Origin of the sequence: Bacteroides sp. An322 (assembly GCF_002161765.1) — a bacterium.
Taxonomy (GTDB): domain Bacteria; phylum Bacteroidota; class Bacteroidia; order Bacteroidales; family Bacteroidaceae; genus Phocaeicola; species Phocaeicola merdavium.
Map to the genome: position 1 here is coordinate 1 of NZ_NFIN01000044.1, position 13,470 is coordinate 13,470.

The 13,470-nt window shown below is 45.7% G+C and carries 12 protein-coding genes, 1 other RNA gene and 1 pseudogene; 9 read left to right on the forward strand and 5 right to left on the reverse strand.

The features are described from left to right. Positions 1–111: 111 nt before the first annotated feature. Positions 112–574, forward strand: a pseudogene (locus B5F91_RS14275) (DNA-binding protein). A gap of 98 nt (positions 575–672) precedes the next feature. After that, positions 673–774 (forward strand): smalltalk protein, encoded by a 102-nt coding sequence (locus B5F91_RS15250; RefSeq protein ID WP_158099903.1) that lies wholly within the window; start codon positions 673–675, stop codon positions 772–774. A 107-nt stretch (positions 775–881) separates the two neighbouring features. On the opposite strand, the gene B5F91_RS14280 is transcribed toward B5F91_RS15250, so the two are convergent. Beyond that, entirely contained in the window at positions 882–1,781 is a 900-nt protein-coding gene (locus B5F91_RS14280; RefSeq protein WP_087429716.1) for a diaminopimelate dehydrogenase, read from the reverse strand. Positions 1,782–1,956: 175 nt separating this feature from the next. On the opposite strand from B5F91_RS14280, the gene ruvA reads away from it, so the two are divergent. The 5 genes from ruvA to B5F91_RS14305 all read left to right on the forward strand — a co-directional run bounded on the left by ruvA (position 1,957) and on the right by B5F91_RS14305 (position 7,687). After that, a complete protein-coding gene (gene ruvA / locus B5F91_RS14285; protein WP_087429707.1) occupies positions 1,957–2,553 on the forward strand; it encodes a Holliday junction branch migration protein RuvA in 597 nt (198 codons plus the stop codon). A gap of 222 nt (positions 2,554–2,775) precedes the next feature. Beyond that, positions 2,776–4,248, forward strand: coding sequence for a TolC family protein (locus tag B5F91_RS14290; protein WP_087429708.1), 1,473 nt, complete (start codon positions 2,776–2,778; stop codon positions 4,246–4,248). 10 nt (positions 4,249–4,258) lie between these two features. After that, complete coding sequence (locus tag B5F91_RS14295; RefSeq protein WP_087429709.1) at positions 4,259–5,248, forward strand: HlyD family secretion protein; 990 nt, start codon at positions 4,259–4,261, stop codon at positions 5,246–5,248. A 6-nt stretch (positions 5,249–5,254) separates the two neighbouring features. Beyond that, positions 5,255–6,430 (forward strand): ABC transporter permease, encoded by a 1,176-nt coding sequence (locus tag B5F91_RS14300; protein WP_087429710.1) that lies wholly within the window; start codon positions 5,255–5,257, stop codon positions 6,428–6,430. Positions 6,431–6,442: 12 nt separating this feature from the next. Continuing rightward, complete coding sequence (locus B5F91_RS14305; protein WP_087429711.1) at positions 6,443–7,687, forward strand: ABC transporter permease; 1,245 nt, start codon at positions 6,443–6,445, stop codon at positions 7,685–7,687. A 191-nt stretch (positions 7,688–7,878) separates the two neighbouring features. Here B5F91_RS14305 and B5F91_RS14310 read toward each other — a convergent pair whose 3' ends face one another. The 3 genes from B5F91_RS14310 to B5F91_RS14320 all read right to left on the reverse strand — a co-directional run bounded on the left by B5F91_RS14310 (position 7,879) and on the right by B5F91_RS14320 (position 10,553). Continuing rightward, positions 7,879–8,178, reverse strand: coding sequence for a PIN domain-containing protein (locus B5F91_RS14310; RefSeq protein WP_239416452.1), 300 nt, complete (start codon positions 8,176–8,178; stop codon positions 7,879–7,881). A gap of 87 nt (positions 8,179–8,265) precedes the next feature. Continuing rightward, entirely contained in the window at positions 8,266–8,532 is a 267-nt protein-coding gene (locus B5F91_RS14315; RefSeq protein ID WP_087429712.1) for a hypothetical protein, read from the reverse strand. Positions 8,533–8,660: 128 nt separating this feature from the next. Beyond that, positions 8,661–10,553, reverse strand: coding sequence for an AAA domain-containing protein (locus B5F91_RS14320; protein ID WP_087429713.1), 1,893 nt, complete (start codon positions 10,551–10,553; stop codon positions 8,661–8,663). A 122-nt stretch (positions 10,554–10,675) separates the two neighbouring features. Between B5F91_RS14320 and B5F91_RS14325 the strand changes: the two genes are divergently transcribed. After that, a complete protein-coding gene (locus B5F91_RS14325; protein WP_087429714.1) occupies positions 10,676–11,503 on the forward strand; it encodes an AAA family ATPase in 828 nt (275 codons plus the stop codon). A 12-nt stretch (positions 11,504–11,515) separates the two neighbouring features. Continuing rightward, the gene (locus tag B5F91_RS14330) at positions 11,516–12,517 is read left to right on the forward strand and encodes a DUF4435 domain-containing protein (protein ID WP_087429715.1); all 1,002 of its coding nucleotides are present in this window, start codon (positions 11,516–11,518) and stop codon (positions 12,515–12,517) included. 124 nt (positions 12,518–12,641) lie between these two features. Here the strand turns inward: B5F91_RS14330 and ssrA are convergent. Then, positions 12,642–13,038, reverse strand: a transfer-messenger RNA (tmRNA) gene (gene ssrA, locus B5F91_RS14335). Between the last annotated feature and the right edge of the window lie 432 nt (positions 13,039–13,470).

Consider the following 13,470-nt stretch of genomic DNA (forward strand, 5'->3'; position numbering starts at 1 on the left):
CACCACAGATTACACAGATTTGAACAATTTATTATTAACCAAACCACGGACACAGAGAAAATAATTTTATTAATCTGTGTAATCTGTGGTGAAAAACTAAAGACTAAGACTATGATTGACTATTCTGTTTATTTGACTGGAAACCCGATGGACGAAATGGCGCCGGAAAAGGCGTATGCGCGGGCGCAGATGTCGGAATCGATGACGTTCGACAAGTTTGTGAAACACATTGCCGACCACAACGGGGTGTACACGCGCGGCACGGTGCAGGGCGTTATCCTCGACATGTGCGAGTGCCTCGTAGAAATGCTGCTCGAAGGAAAGAAGGTGCAGTTAGGCTGCGTTAGGCGACTTCTTCATTTCGCTTAATTCGGTCGGGGCGGAAAGCCTGAAGGCGTTCACCGCAGCCAAAATCAAGAGCATCAACGTGGTGTTCACTCCCGGAGCGGACTTCGACGGCTTGCTGGAGAAAGCGAAGTTCAACCCCGTAGCCAGCCGCACCGCTCAGGCAGCTACGCTGAAAGCCGAGAAAGAGGGGCTGAGCACCGTCGACCTTGAGGCGGCGAAAGCGTGAAATTAGTTAATAATTAATAGTTAATAATTAATAACGCCGGCTTAACTATTGATTATCAACTGAAGAAAACTCTTAATTATTAACTCTTAACTATTGACATGGAAAACAAAAAGAAAAACATTTGGGGGATTATCATCCAGACTTTGATTACGATTCTGACCGCTATCGGGACATCGCTGGGAGTAACCAGCTGCATGTAAGGCAATGAATAATTAATAATGAACAGTTAATAGCGGCTGGTGGAAACACTTTCCGTTATTAATTGTTCATTATTCAGTATTAACTATCAAAAAGCTCTTCAAAACTCTTATACCAAATGCGCAATCCATTCATCACGGTCGCCCGGAAGCAGGTCTACTACAGGGATTTCAATCATTGTATAGCATCCCGGTTGTTGGCGCATTGAAGCACGAGCCACGCAAACCAATACTTGAGCGGTCAGAGCCGGATTGTTGATTTTCATATCAAATTCGAACAATTGGTTATGAGTTTTGCCTGATACACCTTTGCGGACTAAGTTTACACCATGGCCGACATCATTCAGGTCATCTACACAAGCCACTTGTTTTACGTGTGTTTCATCATTCACGAAATACGGGTCAGCCTTAATAGCCGCTTCTACTTTCTTGAAATCGGCTCCTTCTTCCAGCTCTACATACACCATACGGCGATGAATACCCGTACCGACTGGAATGGTCATCGACAAAGCGTCTTTTACTCCTTCGATAGCACGTACAGCTACAGAATGGCCCATACTACGTCCCGGACCGAAATTGGTATAAGTAATCCCCTTCGGAGCAATAGCTTCCAACAATGTGCGGACTACGGAGTCGCTTCCCGGATCCCAACCTGCAGAGATAACAGATACAGTTCCATGTGCTTTAGCTGTTTCGTTCAATGTGCGGCGTAAATCAGAAATCTGAGTATGGATATCAAAGCTGTCTACTGTATTGATGCCAAGAGCCAAAATTTCTTTCGCATATTGTTCTACGCTACGGGTCGGAGTAGCCAAAATAGCCACATCTACATCCTTTAATTCTTTAATGTCTTTTACTACTTCATAACCAGACAATTCTGCAGGCTTGTTTTCTGCACCGTGGCGGCGCACGATGCCAGCCACTTCAAAATCGGGAGCCGCTTCGAGGGCTTCCAAAGTAAATTTCCCGATGTTGCCGTAACCCACTACGGCTGCTCTAATTTTCTTCATTTTCGTTATCGGTTTGTTTAATGTATTGTTTTCTTTTTCTTCGCAAAAATACAAAACTTGTAATAAATCCAACAAAATAAAGGTGTGCGAATTTGCAAATATTCAGAACAAACTTACGATTTATAAGTTTTTTATGGTTATTTTTGCCCTGAAACTTATAATTCGACGTAGAAACATGATTGAATATATCAAAGGAGAACTAGCCGAAGCTACACCGGCATTGGCGGTAGTAGATTGCAATGGAGTAGGATATGGCATTAATGTGTCGCTCAATACCTATTCAGCCATACAAGGGAAAAAAGAGGTGAAGCTGTTCATTTACGAAGCTATCCGTGAAGATGCATACGTGCTTTACGGATTTTCTACGAAACAAGAGCGCGAATTGTTTCTTTTGCTTATCAGTGTGCCGGGCATTGGGGGCAATACTGCACGCATGATTCTTTCAGCACTTTCGCCCCGCGAATTATGCCATGTCATCAGCACGGGTAATGATAAATTGCTGAAAACCGTAAAAGGAATCGGACTAAAGACTGCCCAACGCATCATCGTAGACTTAAAAGACAAGATCGCTTCAACGGACATGGAAGAAACAGGTACTGTCGCATCGGTAAGGATAACGGTCAATTCGGAAATCTATGAAGAAGCCGTAGCTGCCCTCGTGATGTTGGGATTCGCACAAGCCCCTTCACAAAAAGCGGTAATAAACATCCTGAAAGCCGAACCAGACGCTACCGTAGAACAGGTCATCAAATTGGCATTAAAAATGCTATAATAGATGTAAAAAACACATCCTCCGTAAGGCTTCGCATGCGGTTGCATACGGCAAATAGATACAGATGCATTTTGTTTTTCTGGCGAGCTGGAATATTATACCATTTTTTCAGCCATTTTTCTCGAACAAACCCCTTGCTTATTTGTTTTGTTTTTGTAAATTTGCTATGTTTATTCAGGCAGTATATGCCTGATAAACAAGGGTACTAAAAACTGAATTAGCATGAAAAAAATTCTGAATCTTGTCTTATTGTTGACGCTTGCCGTAGCTTCACATGCCCAGCGCGTGCTTACGCTGGATAGTTGCCGTGCTTTGGCTCTGGCTAATAATAAGGAGTTACGCATGTCGCAAGAAAAAATCAAGGCTGCTCATTACGAACAAAAAGCGGCTTTCACCAATTTCTTGCCTAAAATTGATGTGGCGGGGACTTATATGCGCACCCAAAAAGAAATCTCTTTGTTAAGCGATGCCCAGCAAAATGCCATCGGGAATATGGGAACGGCGGTGGGTGGCCAGTTACAACAATTGGGAGGGCAATTGCAACAGATAGCCGTTAGCCGTCCGGAGTTGCTTCCTTTGCTTCAGCCTCTAAGTGGCATTATGGGGGAATTGCCCGATGCATTGAATAAGGTAGGCGAGGGAATTGTGGACGCTTTCCGTACCGATACGCGAAACCTTTATGCCGGTGCGGCAACACTGACCCAACCGCTTTTCATGGGAGGTAAAATCATAGCCTATAACAAGATAACGAAATATGCCGAGCAATTGGCTGAGTCGCAGCACGCTACGGGTATGCAAGACGTGATACTGAGTACCGACCAGGCTTATTGGCAGGTTATTTCCTTAATTAATAAGAAACGGCTCGCCGAGAGCTTTGTGGAATTGGTGCAGAAGTTAGATTCGGATGTGAACAAAATGGTGGAAGAAGGCGTTGCTACCCAAGCCGACGCATTGAGTGTAAGGGTGAAGGTGAACGAGGCGGAAATGACTTTGGTGCAGGTGGAAGGCGGGTTGAGCTTATCGAAGATGGTGCTTTGCCAATTGTGCGGATTGCCTCTCGATACCGAAATCCGGCTTGCCGATGAAGATATGACTGACCTTACCTTGCCCGACACATTTACCGAAAGCAATGTGAACACGGCTTTGGCTAACCGCGAGGAACTGAAAAGCCTGGAGCTTGCTTCGAAAATCTACCGGCAAAAGGTGAACGTGGCACGAGCTAATTATCTTCCCTCTATCGGACTGACCGCTAACTATCTGTTTACCAATCCTTCGCTCTTCAACGGATTTGAGAATAAGTTCCGCGGAACGTGGGCTGTCGGGGTAGTCGTGAAAATCCCTGTATTCCATTGGGGAGAAAATATTTATAAGGTGCGTGCGGCAAAAGCCGAAGCCAACATAGCCCGCTATCGGCTGGACGACGCACGGGAAAAGATAGAGCTTCAGGTGACTCAAAGTTCGTATAAGGTGAACGAAGCCGCCAAGAAGCTTACAATGGCTGAAAAGAATATGGAAAAGGCGGAAGAGAACCTCCGCTATGCGAATCTTGGATTCAGGGAAGGGGTTATCCCGACCAGCAATGTGCTCGAAGCCCAAACAGCTTGGCTCTCTGCCCGTTCGGGCAAGATTGACGCGCAAATCGACCTGAAAATGAGTGAAGTTTATTTGAACAAATCAATGGGAACATTAAAATAAAACAAACGATATGACAGAAAGAACTCAACGCAACAACATCACGCTGGCATTTATCACCTTGGTTGGGGTGGTTATAATCGTCAGTGTCATCGGCTTTTTTACCTTCCGTAAAGGAACAGATATCATTCAAGGACAAGCCGAAGCGACCGAATACCGGGTATCAAGCAAAGTGCCCGGACGTATCTTGAAATTCTTTGTAAGCGAGGGCGATCAGGTAAAGGCGGGTGATACGCTTGCCATTCTCGAAGCACCCGATGTAATGGCGAAGCTCTCGCAAGCGCAAGCCTTGGAACAAGCGGCTCAGGCTTTGAACGAGAAAGCCGAACGGGGCACACGTGCCGAGCAACTTCAGGCGGCATACGAAATGTGGCAAAAAGCGAAGGCAGGAAAAGAAATAGCCGAGAAATCATACCAACGGGTCAACCGCCTGTATGAAGAAGGCGTAATGTCGGCTCAGAAACGGGACGAGGCAAAAGCGCAATACGATGCCATGACCGCTACCGAACGGGCGGCGGAAGCCCAATACACCATGGCAAAGAACGGGGCGCAACGCGAAGATAAACTCATGGCGCAAGCCAAGGTAAGGCAAGCCGAAGGGGCTGTAGCCGAAGTGAGTTCGTACATCAACGAGACGTATCTGACGGCATCTGCCGACGGGGAAGTGACGGAGATATTCCCCAAGGTAGGCGAACTGGTCGGAACCGGAGCGCCTATTATGAACGTAGCCCAACTGGACGATATGTGGGTAACATTCAATGTGCGAGAAGATTACCTGAAAGACTTCCACGTAGGAGGCGAAATCTCGGCATTTATCCCTGCATTGGATAAAGACGCTACATTCAAGGTGACTTACATGAAAGACTTAGGCACGTATGCCGCATGGAAAGCAACTAAGACCACGGGAGGCTTCGACCTGAAGACCTTCGAGGTCAAAGCCAAGCCCGTACAACCGGTAGAGAACCTGCGTCCGGGAATGTCGGCGATATATCAATCTAAATAACGAATTATGCAAATAACGGTTCATAAACGTCTGTATCGGATAGCTGTACGCGAACTGCGTCGGATAGTTGCCCGGCCCATTTACCTCTTCTGCATGGTAATAGCACCGATATTCTGCTATATCTTCTTTACCACGCTGATGGCAAACGGCTTGCCTGTAAGCATGCCTGCAGGCGTTGTGGATATGGACAATACGGCGACTACGCGGACTATCATCCGTAACTTGGACGCATTCCAGCAAACTCGCGTCACGGCGCATTATGCTAACTTTTATGAAGCACGCAAGGCGGTGCAACGCGGTGAGATTTATGCTTTCTATTATATCCCCGAAGGCACTACCGAAGAAGCCATAGCGGGAAGGCAACCCCGTGTGTCGTTTTATATTAATTATGCTTACCTCATTGCTGGGTCATTGCTCTATCGGGACCAGCGCACGATGTCGGAACTTGCCAGTGGAGCCATCGGACAAAGCACACTCTTAGCTAAAGGAGCGACCGAAGACCAGGCTATGGCATTTCTCCAGCCTATCGTTATCGATACCCATGCGCTGAACAATCCGTGGCTGAACTATTCGGTTTACTTGTGCAACACCTTGTTGCCGGGCATCTTGATGCTGCTCATTTTCCTGACCACCGCATACGCATTGGGTACGGAACTGAAGGAAAATACGGCACAAGTCTTGATGCGTTTGGCGGATAATTCCATCGGTACGGCATTAGTTGGGAAACTCTTGCCCCATACGGTTATCTTCTTCATCGTGACCGTGTTCTATAATGTCTATCTGTACGGGTTCTTGCATTATCCTTGCAATGGCGGTGTTGTCCCGATGCTTCTTGCCGGATTGTTGTTGGTATTGGCTTCGCAAGCCGTAGGTATCTTCTTCTTCGGCATGTTCGGCACCCTCCGTTTGGCATTGAGTGCGGCTTCATTATGGGGAGTCATTTCCTTCTCCATCTCCGGTTTCACGTTTCCGGTCATGGCGATGCATCCCGTATTGCAAGGTCTGGCGGTCTTATTTCCCTTGCGGCATTATTTCCTGATTTATGTCAATCTTGCCCTGAACGGTTATCCGTTTGTGTATGTATGGCAACCCATCGTGGCTCTTTTGCTTTTCCTGCTTCTTCCGTTCTTTGTGTTGAAGAGGTTGCGCACGGAAATGCTGCACTATGTATATATCCCCTAAAAACGATGAATCATGAAAAAATATTCGTTCAAACATACCCTAAAGCAAGGCATTACCGGATTGTTCCATATTTGTAAAGAGGAACTGAAGATGACCGTCAAAGACCAAGGAGTGTTGATTTTCTTCCTCCTCGTGCCTTTGGCATATCCGCTGGTTTATGCATTCATCTATACCAATGAAGTGGTGCGTGAAGTGCCGGCGGCGGTGGTCAATGCGGATAATTCTTCTTTAAGCCGTGAATACATCCGTCATGTAGACGGGACTCCGGATATTCACGTTATGTCTTATTGCTCGAATATGGAAGAAGCCAAACTTTTATTGAAACAACAAAAAGTGTACGGAGTGGTTTACATTCCCGAAAGCTTCAGCCGCGACCTTGCTTCAGGACGTCAGGCACATGTCTCGATATACGCCGACATGAGCGGTATGCTTTATTACAAGGCGCTTCTGCTTGCCAATACCGAAGCCTCGTTGGAAATGAATAAGGATATTCAAATCCGGCGTGCGGGCAATACCACCGACCGGCAAGACGAGATAACGGTCCGTCCGATAGATTACGAAGCGGTATCGCTCTATAATCCGCAAGACGGATTTGCCAGCTTCCTTATCCCTGCCGTGCTTATTCTAATTATCCAGCAGACCTTGTTGTTGGGGATAGGATTATCAGCCGGTACGGCACGCGAGAACAACCGCTTCCGGGATTTGGTGCCTATCACCCGCCATTATCAAGGTACGGTCCGTATCATTTTCGGGAAATCATTGGCTTATCTTTTGGTTTACATTGCCGTTGCGGCTTATATCCTCTGTGCGGTGCCTCGGATGTTCCGTCTGGTATTTCTTGCCTCTCCGGGTACGTTGGCGGCATTCGTCTTGCCCTATCTGTTAGCATGTATCTTTTTTGCCATGGCATGTTCGTGCCTTATCCGGAGACGCGAAGATTGCATGATGATATTCGTGTTCACCTCGTTGCCCTTGTTGTTCATATCCGGGATCTCATGGCCCGGCTCAGCCATCCCTCCGTTTTGGAAAGTCGTATCGTGGATATTCCCTTCCACATTCGGCATCAACGGCTACATACGCATCAATACGATGGGTGCTACATTAAACGACGTATTGCCCGAATACCGTGCTTTGTGGATACAGACCGGCGTGTATTTCTTCCTTACTTTCTTCCTCTACCGAAGAGAAATCCTGTTAAGCCGAAAACACGCCTTAAAGCGTTTGTATGCCTATCGGAAGAAACGGCAAGCGGGGTAAAGATATACCTTATTTATATGAGGCTGTCTCAAAATAGAAATAGGCTTTCTTTTTGTCATTCAGAACGTAGTGAAAAAACAACGTTCGACGAAGTCAATCTCGAAACACAAGCTGATGCACACGAGATCCTTCGCTTTGCTTAGGATGACATTACTTTTTGATACTTAATTACCATTTTGAGGCAGCCTCATCTATCGCTTAATCCAATTTTCTATTTTCAAACCGGCTATGCGTTGAAAATGTTTTGTATTGTCTGTTACTAAGATATAGTTTCCGGCTAAAGCTGTAGCGGCTATCATTAAATCGAATTCATCAATCAAAAGACCTGATGATCGAAGGTTTGTTTTAAGAATAGCATATTTTTCTGCCGCATTAATTAATGGAATAATCGGGAAACGTTCGATAAATAATTTAACCTTTGGCACTTCTTGCTCTTCATGTCTTGAGTAATAGGCACCAAACATTAATTCATATAATGTAATGACGGACAAACAACAACGTCCTTCGCCGAGGTCTATTAATTTCTGAGCTACATCCCGATTGCCTCGCAATAAGGCAATACAGTATCAAGCAAATAGTTATTTTTCATCATCCAATGGCATTATATGGCGTGTTGTATTGAACTGACGGGAGTTCCGAATATCATCTGCTATCTCTTCTGCAGAACGCGGGTCATCTTTCCATGAGCCGCATAGGCTATGAATGAAATCTGCATAACTCTGCTGTGCCTTTTCCTGTTTGGCTTCTTCCAACAATTTTTCACCCAGCCATTGTTTATTATTAGCTGATAAAGAAAGCGAATTGATGAAAGATAATATTCCATCTAATGAAATCGTAGCATCCATACTCTCTGTGACTTTTAAGTATAATTTGTAGTACTGCAAATATAAAAAGAAAAGGAGAGAATACAAATTTTTCTTTTGCTTTTTAGATTTATATTAGGATGAAGTACAATCGGCATGAAGTACAATCATTACGCTTCATGCAGTTTCTCAATATATTCATACAACTTCCGGTAGAAGGCATGGCGGGTCAGGGTGGATGCATCGCCTAAGATGATGAGCTTCATGCGGGCACGGGTGATGGCTACATTCATCCGGCGCAAATCATTCAAGAATCCGATTTGACCGTCCTCATTGGCGCGCACTAAGCTGATGAGGATTACATCACGCTCTTGCCCTTGGAAGCCATCGACTGTATTGACCGTAATCAAGGAGCGGAAGGGCTTGAAGAAGGCATCGCGCCGGAGCAACTGGCGGAGGTATTGCACTTGTGCCTTGTAGGGGGAAATCAATCCTATATCGATGCGCTCTTCGAGGAAACGTTCCTTGCCGATGCGGTTGATGTAGGATTTCAATTGGCTGATGGAAAGTTCGGCTTCGGGCTTGTTGATGCGCCCGTAGCTTTCGCCTACAAACTCTTCGTTGCAATCCATCCCTTCTGTATTCACCCATTCGATAGGGGTGTCGAAGTCGAGTATGCTACGGTATTTCACTTCGGGAGCCGACTGGAGCATGCCTCCGTAGAACCATTCGGAAGAGAAACGCATGATTTCATCGTTCATCCGGTATTGCAATTTTAATAAGGAAACCGTGTCGGGCTTTTGCTTGACAATGCATTGCATCAAGGTATGCCCTAATCCGCCACGCATCGCTTCCATGCTCTTTACCGTGGGAGGAAGCTGGCAATGGTCTCCGGCAAAGATGACCCGGTCTGCCTTGCGGATGGCTATCCAGCAAGCCGCTTCAAGGGCTTGGGCGGCTTCATCGATGAATAGCGTCCCGAACTTCTGCCCGATTAATAACCGGCTGGCGCTTCCCGTCAAGGTGCAGGCGATGACTCTTGCTTCGGAAAACAAGTCGGCATTGATGCGGATTTCCAGTTCCGAAGCACGGTCTTTCAACGAATTGATTTTCGTGCGGATATTCTCGCGGTCGCTTGCCTTATGCAGGCGGGCATAGAGGTCACGGATTGCCCGGCGGATGCCCCATAGTTGGGTATAGTCGGGATGTGACTCGAACCGGCGTTCGTAGGTAAACGAAAGCATCTTGTCGTTCACGCGGGTCGGATTCCCGATACGCAAAACGTTTACGCCCCGGTCTACCAATTTCTCGCTAATCCAGTCTACCGCCATGTTGCTTTGTGCGCAAACTAAAACTTGGTTTTCCCGGTGCAAGGTCTCATAAATGGCTTCTACTAATGTCGTGGTTTTCCCCGTTCCCGGAGGTCCGTGTACGATTGCCACGTCTTTGGCATGGAGCACCTTATTTACCGCAGCTTCTTGCGTAGGGTTCAGCCAAGGGAAACGCATAGGCTGGAAAGAAAATACCGAAGCGGGTTGAGTCCCATGGAAGATATCGCGCAGCTCTGCCAACCGGTTATTCTTAGCGGAAATGACTTGCTTTAAAGCTTCGAACATCAACCGGTAGCTGGTTTCATCGAAATAGAGCTGTACTCCCAACATCTCCCTTCCCTGCAAAGAAGTTAAAGCGTCAGGATTGGGAAGAACCACGACCATGCGCTCTTCATCGGCATAGTTCACCGTGGCTACAAAGGGGAAATAGTTCAGTTTCCCCGAAATGTCTTGCGTAAAGAAACATACGGGGCGTCCGTATTCGAACAGATGCTCAATGTCTTTATCCTCACGGCGTTCCACCTCTACCACCAGTTGGTTCAGGGCATTGTAATAGCTCCGTCCGATGTTCAGCGGATACCAGCACATCCCGCGCTTCACTTTCCTTCCGATTCCCATCAGTTCCGTTTGTTGTTTGAATTGCTCTTTCTCGTATTCATATTCCATTTTGAGCAACTCGTATTGGTGTTGCAAATAGAGGATGGGTGAATGTATGGATGTCGTTTCTTTCATATCTTGGGTATTTCTTCTTGCAAAGGTACAAGTTCTGTGAAAAAAGAAAGGCGAAAACATTGATTAATTCCATTATTATCCGTATTTTTACGAAGATTAAAGGCATAAATCCAATAATAGCCATGAAAAAGCAAGCAGATTATATCAAACGCATTGAAATCAAAGGCATGTGGGGACGCAAGAACATCTCGTGGGACCTGCGTGCTGATGTGAATATCCTGAGTGGAGTGAACGGTATCGGGAAAAGCACGATATTGAACAATTCCGTGCGGAGCCTGACCGCACTGGAAGGAGGTGCGTTGACCAATGATTTTGAAAAAGAAGGCGTATCGTTCGTCTTTTCTCCCGAGGATGCCACTTATATCAATTTCGATGTGATACGGAGCTTCGACCGCCCGCTTATCAGTTCGGGGTTGCTCGAGAAAATCGGGAACCAGAATGTCAAGACCGAGTTGGATTGGCAATTGTATCAATTGCAACGCCGGTACTTGGATTATCAGGTGAATATCGGAAACCGCATTATCGAAATGCTGACCAGCGGAATATTGGAGCAGCAGGCACAAGCCGCCGAAGTTTCTAAGCCCAAGACCAAATTCCAAGATTTGGTAGATGACCTCTTTAGTGATACCGGCAAGAAGATAAACCGCAAGAGCAATGAAATCCTCTTCGAGCAGGACGGAGATGAACTGACCCCTTACCAGCTTTCTTCGGGCGAAAAACAGATGCTGGTCATCTTGCTTACGGTCTTGGTTCAGGACAATCAGCATTGTTCCCTTTTCATGGACGAGCCCGAAATCTCCCTGCATGTGGAATGGCAACAAAGACTCATCTCGCTTATCCGCACCTTGAACCCGAATGTGCAAATCATACTTACCACTCACTCGCCTGCGGTCATCATGAACGGTTGGCTGGATGCCGTGACCGAAGTGAGCGATATTACGACACACTAAAAACTTACGGCTATGGGAAAAAGACTTACCGAAAACCTGTCTTCGATGTATTTGGGGGCAGCCAATAGCTTGAAGCCCAAACGTGCGCGGAGGAAAATCGTGGCATACGTAGAAAGCTACGATGATATTTCTTTTTGGCGTTCCTTATTAGCCGATTACGAGAACGAGAACCGTTATTTCGAGGTCATGCTCCCCTCGCGCACTTCATTGGCTAAAGGCAAGAAAAGCGTGTTGATGAACCAATTGGGAAAGCAATTGGGCGAGAATATGATTGCATGTGTGGATAGCGATTACGATTATCTTCTGCAGGGGCGTACCCAGACTTCGCGCTACATGATAGAGTGCCCCTACGTGCTTCAGACTTACGCGTATGCCATTGAAAATTATCATTGTTATGCCGAAGGGCTGCACGAGGTGTGCGTAATGGCAACGTTGAATGACCATGTCTTGATAGACTTCCCCAATTATATGAAACTCTATTCTCAGATAGCTTATCCTTTGTTTGTATGGTCGGTATGGTTTTACCGCAAGCACTATTTGAATGAGTTTTCCTTACTCGACTTCTGTTCGTATGTCCGGATTGAGCAAGTTGGCATCCGGCATCCGGAGAATAGTTTGGGAATAATGGCTAAGAAAGTAAACCGTAAATTGCATGATTTGGAACGTCATCATCCAGAAGGCATTCCCGAAGTAGAAGCGATGAAAGATGAATTCAAACGGCTGGGAGTATATCCGGAGAATACCTATATGTTCATTCAAGGGCATCATATCTTGGATAATGTCGTGATGCGTCTCTTGGCTCCGGTCTGCACCTATTTAAGGCGGGAGCGGGAAGAACAAATCCATCAACTGGCTTTGCATGATACCCAATTGCACAATGAGCTTACAGCATACCAGCGTAGCCAGGTGGATGTATCGTTGGTGATTCATAAGAACACCAATTATAAGAATTCGCCGGTTTATGCCATGATTCGCAGGGATGTGGAGAAATTTTTGAAGATTATTAAGGCGTAGATTAATAAGAATTTTAAATATGGCACCTTGTGAATGTGGTTTTTTTATTAAGTGTCGTTTGACAACAAGAAACCTAGCTAAAAACAACCATTTTAGCTAGGTTTTGTTGTTTATGTCTCAATAAAGGTGGACCTGGAGGGAATCGAACCCTCGTCCAAACAAGGAAGCCATACGCTTTCTACATGCTTATCTCTGCCTTCGGTTTTCGTGCGCAAGCAAGACCAGAGCCACCCACTTACGCCTTAGCCTTTAAAATTTCATTCAGGCCGCAAGGCAAGGCTAGAACTATTCCCGATTTTGCTGCACCGCTTTACCAAACGCTTCGGAACAAGAGCTTTTGAGCGATGTCTCGTTTCCGCCACTGTGGCGAAAATAAAGTTAATCTACTGTACTTCGATTAAGCAGCGAGAGCATAGTTTTCGTTGCCAGATAATTGTTCAGTAACTGAGATTATAGTGCAAATCACTGACGCACTGCATGCTTACATACCACATCTCTTGCTGTCAAATCCAGTCAAGCCCTTCGATATATAATTATTTTATCGATTGCAAAGATACATATTATTTTTGAATAAATTGATAGGCAAAGAAAAAATATTTATTGCACTTGCACGGCTCTTTCATTTAAAACAACCTCTATAATCCTTGTTATTCTCCGAAAAACCATTATTTTTGCGCACAGCGATGCAGGAAGCACCGCTTCCGGTGTTTCTTTTTATCGTTCATATAAAATTATTTTTGTAGGCGGAAATCAAATGCGACAGAGGCCGTTTTTTGATTTCCGCCTTGATTTTCGCTACGCGAAAATACGATTTATTTTGCTGATATGCAACATTTTGCGTGTATAATATATTAAAAAGAAACATGCAGCCTGCCGTCGTGGCAGCATAATGAAACATCTGAAAGAATTTGTGAAATCAGTGCCGGATTACCGCAGGACAGACAAGGGAAATT

Bases quoted from the DNA above. Each gene is read 5' to 3' on its own strand.
- B5F91_RS15250 (WP_158099903.1), top strand. From the start codon at position 673: ATGGAAAACAAAAAGAAAAACATTTGGGGGATTATCATCCAGACTTTG.
- B5F91_RS14280 (WP_087429716.1), bottom strand. From the start codon at position 1,781: ATGAAGAAAATTAGAGCAGCCGTAGTGGGTTACGGCAACATCGGGAAA.
- ruvA (WP_087429707.1), top strand. From the start codon at position 1,957: ATGATTGAATATATCAAAGGAGAACTAGCCGAAGCTACACCGGCATTG.
- B5F91_RS14290 (WP_087429708.1), top strand. From the start codon at position 2,776: ATGAAAAAAATTCTGAATCTTGTCTTATTGTTGACGCTTGCCGTAGCT.
- B5F91_RS14295 (WP_087429709.1), top strand. From the start codon at position 4,259: ATGACAGAAAGAACTCAACGCAACAACATCACGCTGGCATTTATCACC.
- B5F91_RS14300 (WP_087429710.1), top strand. From the start codon at position 5,255: ATGCAAATAACGGTTCATAAACGTCTGTATCGGATAGCTGTACGCGAA.
- B5F91_RS14305 (WP_087429711.1), top strand. From the start codon at position 6,443: ATGAAAAAATATTCGTTCAAACATACCCTAAAGCAAGGCATTACCGGA.
- B5F91_RS14315 (WP_087429712.1), bottom strand. From the start codon at position 8,532: ATGGATGCTACGATTTCATTAGATGGAATATTATCTTTCATCAATTCG.
- B5F91_RS14320 (WP_087429713.1), bottom strand. From the start codon at position 10,553: ATGAAAGAAACGACATCCATACATTCACCCATCCTCTATTTGCAACAC.
- B5F91_RS14325 (WP_087429714.1), top strand. From the start codon at position 10,676: ATGAAAAAGCAAGCAGATTATATCAAACGCATTGAAATCAAAGGCATG.
- B5F91_RS14330 (WP_087429715.1), top strand. From the start codon at position 11,516: ATGGGAAAAAGACTTACCGAAAACCTGTCTTCGATGTATTTGGGGGCA.